At 35.2% G+C, this 15,982-nt stretch carries 17 protein-coding genes; 10 read left to right on the forward strand and 7 right to left on the reverse strand.

Features of this window, described 5'->3' with window-relative positions; translation table 11 throughout:
• Positions 1-250 (reverse strand): plasmid recombination protein (locus IGK82_RS13835; RefSeq protein WP_430605222.1); only part of this gene is annotated, 250 nt, incomplete at its 3' end.
• A gap of 909 nt (positions 251-1,159) precedes the next feature.
• Between IGK82_RS13835 and IGK82_RS13840 the strand changes: the two genes are divergently transcribed.
• On the forward strand, positions 1,160-1,327 hold the full coding sequence (locus tag IGK82_RS13840) for a hypothetical protein (RefSeq protein WP_172675444.1): 168 nt from the start codon (positions 1,160-1,162) through the stop codon (positions 1,325-1,327).
• Positions 1,328-1,452: 125 nt separating this feature from the next.
• Here the strand turns inward: IGK82_RS13840 and IGK82_RS13845 are convergent, their stop codons facing one another.
• A complete protein-coding gene (locus tag IGK82_RS13845) occupies positions 1,453-1,629 on the reverse strand; it encodes a hypothetical protein (protein ID WP_172675445.1) in 177 nt (58 codons plus the stop codon).
• Positions 1,630-1,716: 87 nt separating this feature from the next.
• On the opposite strand from IGK82_RS13845, the gene IGK82_RS13850 reads away from it, so the two are divergent.
• Entirely contained in the window at positions 1,717-2,127 is a 411-nt protein-coding gene (locus IGK82_RS13850) for a hypothetical protein (RefSeq protein WP_232133164.1), read from the forward strand.
• 26 nt (positions 2,128-2,153) lie between these two features.
• Here IGK82_RS13850 and IGK82_RS13855 read toward each other — a convergent pair whose 3' ends face one another.
• Both IGK82_RS13855 and IGK82_RS13860 read right to left on the reverse strand, forming a co-directional pair.
• Positions 2,154-2,636, reverse strand: coding sequence for a hypothetical protein (locus IGK82_RS13855; RefSeq protein ID WP_057086926.1), 483 nt, complete (start codon positions 2,634-2,636; stop codon positions 2,154-2,156).
• A 1,139-nt stretch (positions 2,637-3,775) separates the two neighbouring features.
• A complete protein-coding gene (locus tag IGK82_RS13860; protein ID WP_001015293.1) occupies positions 3,776-4,456 on the reverse strand; it encodes an IS6 family transposase in 681 nt (226 codons plus the stop codon).
• A gap of 124 nt (positions 4,457-4,580) precedes the next feature.
• Between IGK82_RS13860 and IGK82_RS13865 the strand changes: the two genes are divergently transcribed.
• From IGK82_RS13865 to IGK82_RS13875, 3 genes are all read left to right on the forward strand, one after another.
• On the forward strand, positions 4,581-4,679 hold the full coding sequence (locus tag IGK82_RS13865) for a type I toxin-antitoxin system Fst family toxin (protein ID WP_107196858.1): 99 nt from the start codon (positions 4,581-4,583) through the stop codon (positions 4,677-4,679).
• A gap of 157 nt (positions 4,680-4,836) precedes the next feature.
• On the forward strand, positions 4,837-5,172 hold the full coding sequence (locus tag IGK82_RS13870; RefSeq protein ID WP_010709149.1) for a hypothetical protein: 336 nt from the start codon (positions 4,837-4,839) through the stop codon (positions 5,170-5,172).
• A gap of 486 nt (positions 5,173-5,658) precedes the next feature.
• Entirely contained in the window at positions 5,659-5,880 is a 222-nt protein-coding gene (locus IGK82_RS13875; RefSeq protein WP_010709151.1) for a hypothetical protein, read from the forward strand.
• A 147-nt stretch (positions 5,881-6,027) separates the two neighbouring features.
• Here IGK82_RS13875 and IGK82_RS13880 read toward each other — a convergent pair whose 3' ends face one another.
• Positions 6,028-6,708, reverse strand: coding sequence for an IS6-like element IS1216 family transposase (locus IGK82_RS13880; RefSeq protein ID WP_162499934.1), 681 nt, complete (start codon positions 6,706-6,708; stop codon positions 6,028-6,030).
• Between the two features lie 412 nt (positions 6,709-7,120).
• On the reverse strand, positions 7,121-7,801 hold the full coding sequence (locus IGK82_RS13885; RefSeq protein WP_342082318.1) for a plasmid recombination protein: 681 nt from the start codon (positions 7,799-7,801) through the stop codon (positions 7,121-7,123).
• A 225-nt stretch (positions 7,802-8,026) separates the two neighbouring features.
• Here IGK82_RS13885 and IGK82_RS13890 point away from each other — a divergent pair, with 225 nt between their 5' ends.
• The 5 genes from IGK82_RS13890 (at position 8,027) to IGK82_RS13910 (ending at position 15,420) form a co-directional block, all read left to right on the forward strand.
• A complete protein-coding gene (locus IGK82_RS13890) occupies positions 8,027-8,632 on the forward strand; it encodes a hypothetical protein (RefSeq protein WP_010710029.1) in 606 nt (201 codons plus the stop codon).
• A gap of 329 nt (positions 8,633-8,961) precedes the next feature.
• On the forward strand, positions 8,962-9,180 hold the full coding sequence (locus IGK82_RS13895) for a helix-turn-helix domain-containing protein (protein WP_010710028.1): 219 nt from the start codon (positions 8,962-8,964) through the stop codon (positions 9,178-9,180).
• A complete protein-coding gene (gene hsdR / locus IGK82_RS13900; protein ID WP_010710027.1) occupies positions 9,181-12,405 on the forward strand; it encodes a type I restriction-modification system endonuclease in 3,225 nt (1,074 codons plus the stop codon).
• Between the two features lie 49 nt (positions 12,406-12,454).
• Complete coding sequence (locus IGK82_RS13905) at positions 12,455-13,894, forward strand: N-6 DNA methylase (RefSeq protein ID WP_010710026.1); 1,440 nt, start codon at positions 12,455-12,457, stop codon at positions 13,892-13,894.
• Positions 13,891-15,420 (forward strand): restriction endonuclease subunit S, encoded by a 1,530-nt coding sequence (locus IGK82_RS13910; protein WP_010710025.1) that lies wholly within the window; start codon positions 13,891-13,893, stop codon positions 15,418-15,420. The genes IGK82_RS13905 and IGK82_RS13910 overlap by 4 nt, the downstream gene beginning before the upstream one ends.
• Here the strand turns inward: IGK82_RS13910 and IGK82_RS13915 are convergent.
• Entirely contained in the window at positions 15,383-15,856 is a 474-nt protein-coding gene (locus tag IGK82_RS13915; protein ID WP_050563418.1) for a restriction endonuclease subunit S, read from the reverse strand. The two genes, IGK82_RS13910 and IGK82_RS13915, sit on opposite strands and share 38 nt — an antisense overlap.
• Between the last annotated feature and the right edge of the window lie 126 nt (positions 15,857-15,982).

The raw sequence follows: 15,982 nt of genomic DNA on the forward strand, positions 1-15,982 counted from the left end.
TCAACCATTCCACTACAAGAATGGCGTCTTTTCTTAGCGCACGATCATTTGCTTTGTTTTGAGTGATATATCCGATAATTGCTTTTCTATAGCTGATACTTGAATCTAACACGAGGTCATAATTTAAGCAGGTAAGTGTGGTATCGATTTCTTTGGGCAGGGGAGATTTGAACTTTCTTTTGTTGTGATTTTCGATAATGGTTAACGTTCCTCGGTTAATTTTTTGCATACGCGCAATAAGCATAGACATGCGGACAACCTCCTTTGTTTTTTTGAGGGAAATTTTTTCACAAGTTTTTTGTAAGAGCATAAGGGGAACCTGATATCAAAATTGATATAAACCGCAGTGCGGTTTGGTTCTAGCATGATATCACTTTTTTTGTGAAAATCGGCTAAAAAGCGGTTTCTGCCGGCTGGCGAAAACCTTGATATTATGCGGTTTTTGAATTTTTAACGGTAAAAACCGTCTTTTTACCGACTGAAAAACTAATTTGTATAAAGTATAATTAGTAGACTTTATCTTGTAAACAAACCAATTGTTTTTTCGAGTAAAAACGGAAATTTTAGCCAATTTTCTAGGAAAATACCCATTAAATTTTTAAGAAATACCTCACTTAATTGTTGAGAAAACCGTTTTTTATAAAATAACAAAAACACCTAAATTTTTAGGTGCTATAAATGTGCTAGGTTCATACGACATACCTGCTATAAATGTATTATGACAATGTATAAAATCGCATTAAATCAAGCTTAAAACACATGTTAGAAACCTGCTATATACCTACTATGAATGTGCTATGAGTGGGCAAATTTGTACCCCACCAGAAAGCCTTGCACTGCAAGGCGGGACACCTTGTGTGCCCCCCATTTCCCCTTATGCTCTTCAGAACATTTATTAAACAAGTGAAAGAAATTTATAAAATAACAATTTGAATAATTTGTAATAGAAAGCTTTTAGACGAATTAAGTAAGTGAAAATATAAAGAATAAAGCAACCTTCAGAAACACGTATACCAATTATTATGAATTAATCTTTTGATGATATAAAAAAGGGTTCAATTAAATTATATTGCTCATTTTAGCAATACAACAACCTAAAACTATAGTTCTAATCAAAATTATGTTATAAAATAAAACTTTAAGTTAGGAGGAATATTCTATGAAATTAACCAAAATTGCTCTGGTTTTAGCTGTTATTGCAGGTATTATTTTGTATTTTGTGTTGCCTGCTAATCAATTCTTCCTTTACTTTGGAATACCTGCTATTTTAATAGTGAATGGAATAAGAATTTTTGAACAACGGAAAAAACCACATTCTACCTGTTAATGACTATGATTGTATGTTATAAAACAATTTAATTAACTAGAAAAAGTCACTGGATCAAGGGATACGGTGACTTTTTCTAGTTTTAGGAGTAGTTTGTACAGGTAGAATAAAAAAGCATTGAGTATTTACTCAATGCTTTTTTTATCTTCTACAAATAACGGTTCGTCTTTAGAATTATAATATTTAGGGTTTAATTTAACTTTAGAATCAACACCTAAAATAGTCAGCAAAGAAGGGAGAAAACCAATGATACCAAGAATGATAGAGCCAATTACCAATAAAAAGCTTTGATTTTTTTTCATATAAATCAGTCCTTTATTTTGTTTTCAAATATGTGTAACAGAAGGTATAATGTATTTAAAAAATAGGGAATGGAGAGGAAAGAGGCAATGAATAAAAAGAAAATAACGATGTTTTTAGTATTTCTTTTCTTAATAATTGGTGGTTCAATCTATTTGAAATCTAAAACGTATATTTTAGAAACGTCAGATATTACAAATTATAAATTTGTACCTAGTAAGCAATTGACTAGGAACAGTGAATTGATTCTTGAAGTTGAGAAAGCGTTTTATAAAAAGAATTCAACGCCAAGCAAAGTGATAAATAATAATAATTTGTATATCACTTTATATGCAGAAGGTGTTCCTTTTTCTTCAGAAAAAGAGTACACAGTAAAGTTTGATGATTTTTCTAATCAAGAATTAGCGAAAGTGAAAAATATTTATATTGTTAATGAGGAAGTTACAGAAATAAGTGACTTCCAAAATAGTTCTAAATTAAAAGTATTTCCACAAAAATAAGGCAGATTGGTCTGCCTTATTTTTTGTTACTTAGATCCAATATAGTGAATACCAATATTTCCTTCATAAATGGAATACCATTTATTACCTACCATTTGTGTTCGTTTTTTAGGAATGTTACCTCTGTAATGTGCCACTTTATAACCTCCTGAAATCCAAGCTTTAGATTTGGAACGTTCAACATAGATAGAACTTGGACCATTTCGTTTTGCTACAGAAGCAGTTGCATGAATTTTATCTGGAAAACCAAAAGCAGCTCTTGCTAAAATAGGCTCTGCTTCAACTGTGAGTTGAATATCTTCTTTTGAAATTTTTTCAGTAAAATCTTTTAAAACAATTATAGTATTATCAGGCATAAAAATTTGAGTATCGTTTTTAGTTTGAATAATATTTAGGATATCAGAATTGTCGTACTTTTCAATTTCACTTGCTTGACCATTTGTTGAAAAACAATTCATACTTAAAAAAACTAAAGCAACCGCAAAACATGAATAAACAATTTTTTTCATTATCTAATCCTCCTAAACCGAGATATAAGAAAGCGCTTTCTTTGTATATTTAGAATAATTAGATAATTTAAATTTGTCAATAAAATTATGATAAATAAAGCGAATTTATTGCATAAAAAAACGAAACAACAGAAAGCTCATAACATAACTTTATAAGCTTTCTGTTGTTTTATGGATAGGATATATTTATAAAATTATTTTTTAACTTTTAAGAACTCTAATTAAAAGTGATACTGTCGGAAAAATCATGATCAAAAGAATGAAATAAAATAAATTAACAATAACATTTTCTAGAGAAACAGGACCAAATACTCCAATAAGATAAATGCTCATAAGTACGAATGAATTGCATAAGATAGTATACATAAATTCTTTGAAATTAGAGCTATCTTTATAGTTAAAAGTATTTCTCCAATAATTGCTATATAGTTTTAACATAAAAACCCCTCCAATACTTTTTGTTAAAAAAGAAAATGCTTTCTTTGTACTTTTAGAATAATCAGAAAATTCTAATTTGTCAATAATTTTTTTGTTATTCAATCGTCTAGTTAACATAATGACCACTACACAAAGTAGCCTCTGTATCAACGATTACAGAGGCTACTTTGTGATTTTGGATTGGTCTACCTCAACAACGCCGTTTTTAAAACAGCGAAAACAAGCCGTTTCTTGTGAATCGATTTTGTGAAAACAAACCAACCAAAGGAAAGGTTCGTTGTTATTTTATCGTAAAAAACAAAAGACGAATTCGCTATCGGGGAAGCGAATTCGCTGTGAAAAGAATAACATTGTTAGGAAATTCTATGTTTACCAACCTAAATTGAGTATAAAAATTTTTTTAGGAAAAATCAACCGTTGGTTTCTAAAAAAAATAATTGAAAAAGCAAAAAAAGTTATGTTAAAATTTTGGTATAAACTCGTTCATTTTTAGCGGAAAGAACTAGGGAATTGCCATGCGCGAATCACGAATAGAATAAAACGAATGTTTTTAACTCCTTTAGACCTAGTTCTTTCTAACTAAAAAAATGAAACAACCACTCACAAACGACTAAATGTACTACACAAAAAACACCAGGTAATGGAATAGGTTCTGTTGCAAAGTTTAAAATAAAAATAATCTTTCCTAATAATTCTATAATTTATGCAGGAATTCCCAAAAGCACTTTAATTTCTATGCAGACTGAAAAGCCAAAAAGAGTTCCTTCTTTTCGGCTTTTCTTATATAAACCTCGAATCGCTTCCATGCCTTTAATCGTGGTTGAGGCAGTACGTAAGCTCTGATAAAATTTGTTGCGACGCTTTATTGGACGATGGTCTTGTTCAATCAGATTATTCAAGTATTTCACTGTTCGATGCTCTGTCTGCTGATAAAAGCCATGATTTTGTAGCTTTTTGAAAGCACATGCAATCGACGGTGCTTTATCTGTCACTAGAACCTTTGGTTCTCTAAACTGTTTGAACAATCTTTTTAGAAACGCATACGCTGCTTGTGCATTGCGCTTTTTCCGTAGCCAGATATCCAAAGTTAAGCCATCTGCATCGATTGCTCGATACAAATAATGCCACTTCCCTTTGATTTTAATGTAGGTTTCATCCATTTTCCACGAATAAAAGGACTGTCTATTTTTCTTTTTCCAAATCTGATAGAGGACTCTTCCATATTCTTGAACCCAACGATAAATGGTCGTATGGCAGACTTCAATCCCACGATCATACAAAATTTCTTGCACTTCTCGATAGCTGAGATTGTAACGAAGATAATAGCCAACGGCTACAATGATCACATCTTTTTGAAATTGTTTGCCTTTAAAATGGTTCATCCCTTCGTTCCTCCAAAGTCATTTTATTTAGATTTTACACTAAATTAACTTTATTGAAAAACTTTGCAACAGAACCAAATGAAGTACAATAATTAAGGCAACTGCCCCGAAAGGGGGTGTTGTAATGTTTAAAGAAATCATCACATTGGTTGTCGCCCCACTTTTTGTGGCGCTAGTAACCATTCTAGTCGAACATTGGTTAGATAATCGAGACGACAACTAAAAAAGCAGTTGCTGACTAATCCACGTGCTTGCAGTCGCAACAAGCAAAAAAACGCCCAACCTACTGGAATAGGTTGGGCGTTCGTGTTGTAATGCTGTTCGAAATCATCACATTTCGCACTTTTAGTATAGCATAAAAGTAAAAAAGGTCAATATTTTTGATTTTTATATTGGTGGATTTGCAACTGTTTGAAGAACAAGTAATAGAAAAAAATTTAATTGACAAATTATTGACATATAAAAATAGTTGGATTAAAATGAATAAAAAATTAAAAAAAGGTGAGGTAATAGTTATGAAAAAGTTATTAGTTCTAATTTTAGGAGTTTCTTTTATCTCAGTAGCTTTAAGTTCAACTACAGAAGCCAGTGCTAGAGAGTGGGATTCTATAGAGTGTCAACCAGGATTTTATTGGAAAAAAGGTGGGTGGACTGCAGGAGGCTATCATAAAGCTGGTGGATTTTGTATCCCAATGCATACAAGATGGACAAAGTAGTTGCTGAATTTGAGGTTATGCTATGAAAAAATATCTAATAAAAAATATATTTTATGTTACTATTCCTTTGGTTTTAAGCTATATAACTTCTTTTTTAGTTAATATTGATTTGCCCATATTGATAATTATTTTTTATGGAATTTTGTTATTTTTTTTAATTCCTTCAGAAGTATATTTGGGAAGTACAATGGATTACAACGCAAAAGTAGTAAATCCTACTTACAGACCAGAAAAGAAAAGTTTTGAAGATAGTTCAAAAAGGAAAATATTGTCTATCCTTATAGTATTATTGTGTTTAATAATAACTATTTTGATATGGTATTTGTCTAATTGATTTTTTGTTAGTAATAATTAATTCACCTTAATGATTCTAATTTGCAAAAACATGAATATGTTTATCAAATTATGGAGAAGTTGATAGTTTATTATATAAACCAGAATAGATTTATTGAGGCGAAAAATTTAATATCATTTTGTAGAATAAAAATGCCTAATAATGTTAATTTAATTGCATATGAATATTCTAATCAACTAAATAGAATAAATGCTTGTATTGAAGATATTTTTAGATCATTTATTTTTGATGTAAATGCGTTGGATGTTGATCAAGTGAAAGTTTCGTCACAAAAAGATGAACAAATTTTGGAAGCTTTGGGTGTTAAATATCTAGTAAAGTTAGGCAGATATAGTGAAGCAAAGAAGTATTAAAAAAAAAATAACAGATGATTTAGCTTTAGATTTGATTATAGATGAAATAAATTTATTAGATAATAAACTATAAGAAAGAATGTTGGTTGAAATGGTTCTGTTGCAAAGTTTTAAATAAAGAATAAAATCCCTTACGGTATCTATGATTTAAGCTGGGATTCCCAATAATACCTTGATTTCAGTACAGACCGAAAACCCGAAGAGAGTGCCTTCTTTTCGGGTTTTCTTATATAATCCTCGAATGGCTTCCATGCCTTTAATCGTGGTAGAGGCAGTGCGTAAACTTTGATAGAATTTATTGCGTCTCTTTACTGAACGATGGTCTTGTTCAATCAAATTATTCAGGTATTTAATGGTACGATGTTCTGTCCCTTGATAAAAGCCGTATTCTTTTAGTTTCTTAAAGGCACTTGTAATAGAGGGGGCTTTATCTGTGACTACAACCTTCGGTTCATCAAACTGCTTCACTAACCGCTTAAGAAAAGCATAGGCTGCTTGTGTGTCCCGTTTTTTACGTAACCAAATATCCAAGGTTAAACCATCTGCATCGATGGCTCGATACAAATAATGCCATTTTCCTTTAATTTTGATGTACGTTTCATCCATTTTCCATGAATAAAAGGATTTTTTATTTTTCTTTTTCCAAATTTGATAGAGTAGTTTGCCATATTCTTGCACCCAACGATAAATCGTCGTATGAGAAACGTTAATGCCACGATCATATAAGATTTCTTGAACTTCACGATAGCTAAGGTTATAACGAAGATAGTAGCCCACGGCTACAATAATCACATCCTGCTGAAATTGCTTTCCTTTAAAATGACTCATCGTCATTCCTCCTGCTATCTTTTTCTATTATTCTACCTTATCTGATAGTAGATTTAAAACTTTGCAACAGAACCGGCCTAGTCATTGAACTAGTTTCTCATTGGTTAGACGAGAAAGACGATAACTGAAACAAGTTGTCCCTAACCCACAACGCTAGACGTCGCAACTAGCGAAAAAAAAGCCAGTCCTATTCGCAGTAGGACTGGCTTTTGTGCTGTCTTGTAACAAATTTTTACGTTTCGCAAGTTCAATATAACAAATTAGACTAAAAAAAGCAAAACATACAATTTTCCTTAATTTTCACCAAACACCTTTATTTTTCGATTTAAGCGATTTTGTAATTAAATTGATTTTTATACCTAATTAAATTTAAAACCTCTTAGAATTGAAATTAGAGCCGTTTAAATTAATTTTAGTTATTTTCCGGCGAAGTTTTTTTAAATTTGGCAAGCCTCTCTCTTAATTGTTTATTTTCCGAGGCTACCCGTTTGGAAATATTGATTAATTCTTGATTTTTGTACTTTAAATTTTTGTTTTCTAGCAACAAGTCTTTATTAACTTCTTTTGTTATTTTTGAAATATTCATGGCTTTCTTTGCTTGTTCCAACAGGTCACATAGCTCTTGATAGTGTTCGTGAGATAACTTGGCTGTTTTAGAAAATCGGGGAAAGGTTACCCAGCTGTTTAGTTTTTCTTGAAACTGTTTTGTCTCAGAATCAATGGCTTGAAGATAGTCTTGAAACGTTTGTCGTTCTAACGCTAAAGCTTCTTTTTCTTGCGCAAGTTGTTCCCATTCTTCCTCCAGTTTGAGTGGGTTGCGCGCTTTTTTCTTTTGGCCACGTGAAATATCAAATCCAGCATGTGTTAAATAGTCGGGCAATTCGGCTTGAATGTTTCTCAATTCTTCTCGGGTAAAAACCGTTTTTGCTGTTAATCGTCCCTCACGCAATGGGACAACGCCTAAATGCATATGGGGGATAGGTTCGTCTAAATGGACTTGCGCATAAGCAACGTTGCTTATGCCGTATCGTTTTTGAAAAAATTCTAGCGCTGTTTGGAAAAATCGGTGAATTTCTTCTGGAGATAACGAGATAAAAAAAGCAGAATCACTACTAAATTAGCCACTCCACTACGAGAATGGCGTCTTTTCTTAGAGGCAGAGCAGCCAATAGATAACGAAGAAGAACAGATAACAGATCAACAAACAGAGGCAAAAAAAGAAGAAGCACCATTAACTCAAGCATTAGGCACGTTGAATCGTTTTTTTGAAAACCGTGAAGCTACAAGAGAAGAGCGAAATCAGAATATTATACTTCAAATGGAATTAGAAAAAGAAACCGCTATTAAAGAAAAGCGAGGGGTTTATTTCCATAAAGTAAATGATGAGGATTTGGCAGAACCCGTGAGTATATTTGAACATGGAAAATTAAAGAAAAAGATTATCTTACCTAGCAACAATCGTGCGGAATATGTGTCAATGCATGAAGGGCCTTCTAAGAAGATAAAAAGCAACTTAGAAAATTATTCAAGTACAAACCAACGGTCAATTTTAAACCAAAAACCAGAAGCAACGTATGTGTTAGGAGAAGAGCGTTGGCAACTGAAGAATCGTCGAATAAAAGAGTCAGAAAAAGACAAGCCCATTTTATTAATTGGCCTAAAAAAGGAAGGAGAAGAGAGTTTTTGTTTTGAAAAAAGAAGGTTTATGATTATTCTCAGACAGAAGAGATTCCTATTTGATACACGTTCTGACAACTACGAAAAAGAACGAGAAGAATTACGTTCTTTAGTAACTGAAAAGCAATATAAACAGATGCGAGAAAGTGTACTGACTGCTTACTATACAGACCCAATGATTATTAAAACAATGTATCAAAAGGTACAAGCATTTGGGTTCACAGGAGGAAAAATTTTAGATATTTGAACTACCAGATTGATACAATGAAATTATGGGTGTAAAGCCCGAAATAAAGGGAATTGTTGGACTAGCAATGGCTAGGCTTTTTTGTTTTTGGGAGGATTTTATTCGGAGTTTTGAGAAATTATATTTGAGAAATTCCCCCTGGGGGTAGAAAAATTTACCCCCTACTCTGAGATTTTACCCCCCTATGAAAAGCGGAAATTGTACTCTTTTTAGGACATTGCCGTTAACTTATACACTTGTGAGATTATCTTGGTAAAACGTGATATAATAAATACAACTGATTATCTTCCAGATAATACGAACTATCAGAAGTTACGAGAGGTGATTGGATGCCTATTACTTACAACAAATTATGGAAATTGCTCATTGATTTGAATATGACAAAAACAGAGTTAAAGGATGCTGCAAAGGTTAGTAGCAACGTCATAGCCAAGATGGGGAAGAATGAACCCATCTCAATTGATTCATTGGTTAAGATTTGTGTCACCTTAAACGTTGATATTGGTGATGTGATATCGATTGATTACGAGGGAAGGAGAGCAGGCTAAATGAGTAACTTTGACATGTTATCGGCACAATGGCCTTTGTTTTCAAAACTAGGGAAGCAAGCCGAACAGAACGTATACCGCGACCCAAATGTTTCACTTATTAAAATCCGCCTGTTAGCTGAACAAATGACTGAGGCGCTATTCTCCCTTGAAAGATTGACTCCATGGAATCTTGACAACCAATTTGATAAATTACGAGAACTTGAACGTAAAGGGGTTTTAGATACCGAGATTGCTAACGTCTTGCATACCATCAGAAAGATTGGTAACAAAGCAGCCCATGATAACTATGGGAATACCACTGAAGCGATGTCAATGCTTCGGTATGCCCATTACTTGTCAAATTGGTTTATGGAAGTGTATGGATCACTCGATTTTATCGCGACTACTTTTGAAGAACCTAAAGATGTTGATAAAGCCACTGCTGACGAATTAGCGAAATTAAGGGCTCAGATTGAGTTGGCTGAATCAGAGAAACAAGCTTTTCAAGAACAACTAGAAAAGATGGCGACTCAACCGTCCAAACAATCTGAACAAGAAATTAAGTCTGATAGACGGGCGAGGTCTAAGAAGTTCCTTCATAATGCCAAACTGGATGAAAAGCAAACGCGCATCATGTTTATTGATGAACAACTTAGAAACGCTGGCTGGGAAGCTGACACAGAAAATTTGGATTGGCGAAAAGGGGCACGTCCAGAAAAGAATAAGAATAAAGCCATAGCAGAATTTCCAACTTCCGAAGGCCGTGCGGATTACGCCATGTTCATTGGTTTGAAACTTATCGGCATCATTGAAGCTAAAAAGTATGGGAAAACAGCAGCAGGAGATTTAGCTCAAGCTAAAGAGTATTCTAAAGAGACGCCAGAATCACAAGAGTATATGTATGAGGAAACAGAGAACGGTTATAAAGCACCATTCCTATATTCTTCAAATGGAAGACCATATTTGAAACAATTGGCTGAACAATCAGGGATTTGGTTTTGGGATGCACGTACCCCTGAAAAGTCATCATACGCATTGGAGAGGTGGCATAGTCCTGAAGATCTGTTACAAAAGCTGGTTGTAAATGAGTCAAAAGCAGAGGAGGAACTAAAAGAAGAACCTTATCCTGAATTCGCAAACCGTTATTATCAAATTGAGGCTGTAAAAGCAGTTGAAAAAGGACTAGAAGAAAACAAGCGCCGTATGTTATTGGCGATGGCAACTGGTACGGGGAAGACTAGACTTGCTCTTTCTTTGATGTATCGACTAATTAAAACTAAGCGGGTTCGCCGGGTCTTATTCTTAGTTGACAGAAGAAGCTTGGGCATTCAAGCCTCAGATGCCTTAAAGGATACAAAAATTGACAATCTCTCATTCTCAGACATTTATGATGTCAAGGAAGTTGGAGACATCCTTCCCGAGCAGGATACTAAAATTCAGATTGCGACTGTACAAGGGATGGTAAGACGGCTATTCTTCAAAGATGATGTTGCTGAGAGTCCATCGGTTGGAACATATGACTTCATCATTGTTGATGAAGCACACCGGGGGTATACTGAAGACCGTGAAATGACTGATGATGAGCTGTTTTATCAAAATGAAAAAGATTATGTAAGTCAGTACCGTCGGGTAATTGATTATTTTGATGCGACAATAGTAGGACTGACTGCTACCCCAGCACTCCATACGACTGAAATTTTTGGAGCACCAATTTACACGTATTCATACACCGATGCCGTAGTGGATGGTTATCTTGTAGACCATGAACCACCAATTAAGTTTGAAACTCAGCTTTCAAAATATGGCATTAAATTTGAAGCCGATACAGACGTTTACGTCTGGAATGATGAGACTAAAACGATTGATAAAGCACACTTAGATGATGAATTGGACTTTGATGTTGAACAGTTCAATAAAAAAGTCATTACTGAGAATTTCAATAAAGCTATTCTTGAAGGATTAACTGGATACATCGATCCCAATGAACCCGGAAAGACTTTGATATTTGCTGCGAATGACCAACATGCCGATTTGATTGTGAGACTCCTGAAAGAGGCTTATTCCGAAGATGGCACTGTTGTTGACGATGATGCGATTGAAAAGATTACTGGTTATATCCGACATCCAGATAAAGAAATAAAACGATTCAAGAATGAAAAGTATCCGAATATTGTTGTGACTGTTGACTTGCTCACAACGGGTATTGATGTACCGGAAATAGAAAATCTTGTCTTCATGCGCCGTGTTCGCTCTCGGATTCTATACGACCAAATGTTAGGGCGTGCAACACGTCTATGTCCTGAAATCGGAAAAGAGGCGTTTAGAATTTTTGATGCCGTTCATCTGTATGATTATTTGCAAAACATCACGGATATGAAACCTGTTGTCTCGAATCCAAAACAATCTATTCAAGAAGTGTTAGAGAAAACGCTACAGGCGGAAGATGATGAGGAATTTGGTTTCTTCAAAGCGGAGTTGATTGCCAAGTTGCAACGTAAGAAACAAAGAATCAGTAAGAAAGATGAAGAAGAGATTGCTACATTGAATAGCACCGCAGATTTAGATTCTTGGATTCAGAGCATTAAGACCATGAGTCGAAGTGAGTTGGAGGCTCAAACTGAAAACATTCATCGTGTTGCTTCGTGGTATACTTTCAAGGATCCAACGGTGATTTCAGTTCACGAAGATACCTTGCTTGATACTTCAAGAGGATATGGTGAGGGAAATGTGAAGCCTGCGGATTATCTGAATGAGTTTAATCAATTCATTCGTGAAAACATGAATCTTATTCCAGCGCTTCAAGTCGTGGTTACACGTCCAAAAGATCTAACTTATCAAGACTTGCGGGAAGTACAATTACGACTTAAGGAAAAGAAATTTGATGAAACGTCACTTCGAGAAGCTTGGAGACACGAGAAGAAAGAATATATTGCAGCAGATATCATCAGTTTCATTCGGCAAGCTGCTCTTGGAACAACACTCGTAGACCATGAGACTCGTATCAAGCGGGCGATGCAAAAGGTGTATGGTATGGAATCATGGAACCCTAAGCAGTTGAAATGGCTCCAAAGAATTGAAAAACAATTATTTGAAACCCCCGTACTTGCGCCAACCGCTAAGCAATACTTTGATGAAACTGAGGTATGGAAACAACATGGTGGCTACAAGTTTGTTTTGAAGAAAATTGGTGCTAACGTAGATAATGTTGTCCAAGTATTGAATGAAGAGCTATACGTTGTATAAGAAAACGACTATCAGTTGATGTTAGTCAGAACAGAGGAGAATTTAGAACGTGACAAATAATGAAATTGTACAAAAATTATGGAAGATGGCTGATGTCCTTCGTGATGATGGGATTAGTTATCAAAACTATGTAACAGAATTGACCTACATCTTATTCTTAAAAATGATGAAAGAGCAAGGAACAGAGTCAACAATTCCAGATGGATATCGCTGGGATGATTTGGTTACAAAAGAAGGAATTGAACTTAAGACCTTCTATAAGAAGCTCTTGTTGGATTTAGGAAATCCTGAGATTGCTACGGATAAGCGATTGAATATGATTTATGCAGATGCTTCAACAAGTATTGACGAGCCCAAAAATCTTGAGAAAATCATCAAGGATATCGATGCATTGGATTGGTATTCTGCTAAGCATGAAGGACTCGGGGATTTGTATGAGGGCTTGCTTGAAAAGAATGCGAATGAGACAAAATCTGGGGCAGGGCAATATTTCACACCTCGTGTCTTAATTGACGTGATGGTTGAATTGATGTCCCCCGAAAAAGGGGAGCGTTTAAACGACCCTGCGGCAGGCACATTTGGGTTTATGATTGCTGCCGACCATTACCTAAAAGAAAAGTATGATGACTTCTTTGAATTATCACAAGAAGAAGTGAAGTTCCAAAAAGATGAAGCTTTAAGTGGTATGGAACTTGTTCCAAATACCCATAAGTTTGCCTTGATGAATGCCTTATTGCACGATATCAATCCAAGACTTGAACAGGGAGATTCACTTTCAGCGAATGGGAAATGGATGAAAGGTTTTGACCTTGTTCTGACAAATCCTCCATTTGGTACTAAGAAGGGTGGAGAACGAGCAACACGAGACGACCTGACTTATGAAACGAGCAATAAGCAATTGAACTTCCTTCAAACCATTTATAACTCTCTAAAGACGGACGGCCATGCCCGTGCCGCTGTAGTTGTTCCTGATAATGTCTTGTTTGATAGTGGTGTCGGGGAATCTATTCGCCGCGATTTGATGGATAAGACGAACCTTCATACCATTTTGAGACTCCCCACTGGTATTTTCTATGCTCAAGGTGTTCAGACGAATGTTTTATTCTTCACTCGAGGCACAACTGAAAAAGACAATACGAAGGACGTCTGGATTTATGATATGCGAAATAACATGCGTTCATTCGGTAAACGAAATCCATTAAACCACAAAGATTTTGAGGAATTTATCGAAGTATATAAACGTGACGACATTGGAAATCGTGAAGAAACTTGGAGCAATGAAAATCCAAACGGACGTTGGCGGAAATATTCAATTGACCAAATCAAATCTCGTGACAACTTGAGTTTGGATATTTCTTGGATGGAAGCTGAAAGTGATACGCCTGATTACACCATTGCGGAAATGCTAGATTTAATGCAAGAGAAGTCCGATAATATTGCAAACGCAGTGGCACGACTCCAAGAGCTACTAGGTGAGGTGGAAGAATGATTGATACCAAAGCCTTACGAGAAAAAATATTAGATCTGGCGATGCGTGGCAAGCTCGTCCCGCAAGATCCGAACGATGAGCCAGCAAGCGAACTGCTAAAACGCATCAAAGCTGAAAAAGAAGAACTCATCAAACAGAAGAAAATCAAGCGAGATAAGAATGAAACCGAGATTTTCCGAGGTGATGATGGTTTACATTATGAGAAGTTCGCTGATGGGACGGTAAATATGGTTGAAACTCCATATGACCTCCCTCAAGGGTGGGAGTGGGTCCGCTTAAGGACGTTAATTACTTATCAGAATGGAAAAGCCTTTAAAAGCTCATCATATGTAAAGCAACATGGTTTCCAAGTTATCCGATTGGGAAATGTCAAAAATAATAAAATGGTCTTGGGTGCAAGTCCAATTTTTATTAGTGAACAAGATGCAAAAGAATCACTAGATTACAAAATCTTTGAAGACGATATTCTAGTAACAATGACGGGAACAAAGGGTAAAACGGATTTTTTTTATACTACCAAAATTAACAGTTTTGATTTAGAAGATAACGAATTATTCTTGAATCAACGTGTTGGGATAATTCGTCCTATTTCAAGTGGAGTTTCACCTGATTTCCTTAATCACGCTTTGAAGGAAGGTGAGATAAAAAAATATGTATTCAATTCAGCAACCGGAACAGCGAATCAATCCAATATAAGCACCGTAACAATTAACAACATTTTAATTCCAGTACCACCAATAGAGGAACAGCTTAAAATCAATGACTTATTAAGTGATTCTAATCAAAAATTAGACTCTATTGACAAAGAACAGAGCGACATACAGTTTCTTGCCAATCAGCTCAAACAAAAAGTTCTTGATGTAGCTATGCAAGGGAAACTTGTCCCACAAGATCCAAATGATGAGCCAGCATCAGTTTTACTGGAAAAAATCAGAGCAGAGAAACAAAGATTATTCGAAGAAGGTAAGATTAAGAAGAAAGATTTAGTTGAAACCGAGATTGTAAAAGGTGATGATAACGCCTATTATGAGAAGTTGCCTGTTGGTTGGGTCAAGACATCTCTTGGCAATATTGTTTACTTGCTTTCTGGACGAGATTTGGCAACCGCTGATTATTCGGATTCTTTGACGACAGGAATCCCTTATATCACTGGTGCTAGTAACTTTAATAATGGAATTATTCAGACCTCAAGATTTACAGAAGTACCACAAGTTATATCTGAAAAAGATGATTTGCTAATAACTGTAAAAGGAACCGTAGGGGAACTTGCTTTCAATCCGTTTAATGAGGCTCATATTGCACGTCAAATTATGGCAGCGCGACCTTATCAGCTTGATAAAGAATTTTTGATGGTCTACCTAGAATCTAGGATTGATAATATGAAATCACAAGCTCAAAGCATGATACCCGGAATTTCACGAGATGTCTTGCTGAAAATGCCTGTTGATTTACCGCCTAAAAATGAACAGCACAGGATTACTTCCCAAATTAGGAAAACACTTCAAGAATTCGATACAATTTGTTGATAGTTTGACTGATTTCCCTTTGTTCTCGCACAGGTGGGAGGGGGATTGGTAAAGCATCGATTTTTTTCGAGTTCAAAGTTTTCCCCTTTATTGCAGACACTGTTTCACCAGAGTTGCTCACAACTGGCAAGATGCAAAATAAGTAATCTCTGAGCGAATAATCATCATTTAGATATGGAAAAATGGATATGATTGCCTCGTTATGCACAGAATCCTGATTCAGCAGACCAACCTTCCCTATACTCAGTTTAAAGCTCATTATTAACGTTCCTTTTGGAGAAACAATATGGTTAAAAACTTCACTCAGAGCTTTTTCCGTCACGGTTCTAGAGGTGCTCGTCACATACCTATTTTTACCCATATCAGCAATTGAAACCCAAGGAAATCCTGGTCCTATCCAGTATGCCTCATTTTTTGTATCTGGAGTTTTACCCATTCTGTAGTCAACAATGCTACTGAGTGTCACACAATTCCACGAATCTGGCAACTTCTCATAATAGGCGGTACATGAATATATTGACCATAGCAAAATCGAACTATGGTCTTGTTTTCGTACAACAGC

It is taken from the genome of Enterococcus sp. AZ197, assembly GCF_050556405.1.
Classification (GTDB): Bacteria; Bacillota; Bacilli; order Lactobacillales; family Enterococcaceae; genus Enterococcus; species Enterococcus faecalis.

What these genes read in the sequence shown, in the direction of transcription:
- IGK82_RS13840 (WP_172675444.1), top strand. Translation starts at nt 1,160, where the DNA reads ATGAAATTAACCAAAATTGCTCTGGTTTTAGCTGTTATTGCAGGTATT.
- IGK82_RS13845 (WP_172675445.1), bottom strand. Translation starts at nt 1,629, where the DNA reads ATGAAAAAAAATCAAAGCTTTTTATTGGTAATTGGCTCTATCATTCTT.
- IGK82_RS13850 (WP_232133164.1), top strand. Translation starts at nt 1,717, where the DNA reads ATGAATAAAAAGAAAATAACGATGTTTTTAGTATTTCTTTTCTTAATA.
- IGK82_RS13855 (WP_057086926.1), bottom strand. Translation starts at nt 2,636, where the DNA reads ATGAAAAAAATTGTTTATTCATGTTTTGCGGTTGCTTTAGTTTTTTTA.
- IGK82_RS13860 (WP_001015293.1), bottom strand. Translation starts at nt 4,456, where the DNA reads ATGAACCATTTTAAAGGCAAACAATTTCAAAAAGATGTGATCATTGTA.
- IGK82_RS13865 (WP_107196858.1), top strand. Translation starts at nt 4,581, where the DNA reads ATGTTTAAAGAAATCATCACATTGGTTGTCGCCCCACTTTTTGTGGCG.
- IGK82_RS13875 (WP_010709151.1), top strand. Translation starts at nt 5,659, where the DNA reads ATGCCTAATAATGTTAATTTAATTGCATATGAATATTCTAATCAACTA.
- IGK82_RS13880 (WP_162499934.1), bottom strand. Translation starts at nt 6,708, where the DNA reads ATGAGTCATTTTAAAGGAAAGCAATTTCAGCAGGATGTGATTATTGTA.
- IGK82_RS13890 (WP_010710029.1), top strand. Translation starts at nt 8,027, where the DNA reads ATGGAATTAGAAAAAGAAACCGCTATTAAAGAAAAGCGAGGGGTTTAT.
- IGK82_RS13895 (WP_010710028.1), top strand. Translation starts at nt 8,962, where the DNA reads ATGCCTATTACTTACAACAAATTATGGAAATTGCTCATTGATTTGAAT.
- hsdR (WP_010710027.1), top strand. Translation starts at nt 9,181, where the DNA reads ATGAGTAACTTTGACATGTTATCGGCACAATGGCCTTTGTTTTCAAAA.
- IGK82_RS13910 (WP_010710025.1), top strand. Translation starts at nt 13,891, where the DNA reads ATGATTGATACCAAAGCCTTACGAGAAAAAATATTAGATCTGGCGATG.
- IGK82_RS13915 (WP_050563418.1), bottom strand. Translation starts at nt 15,856, where the DNA reads ATGGGTAAAACTCCAGATACAAAAAATGAGGCATACTGGATAGGACCA.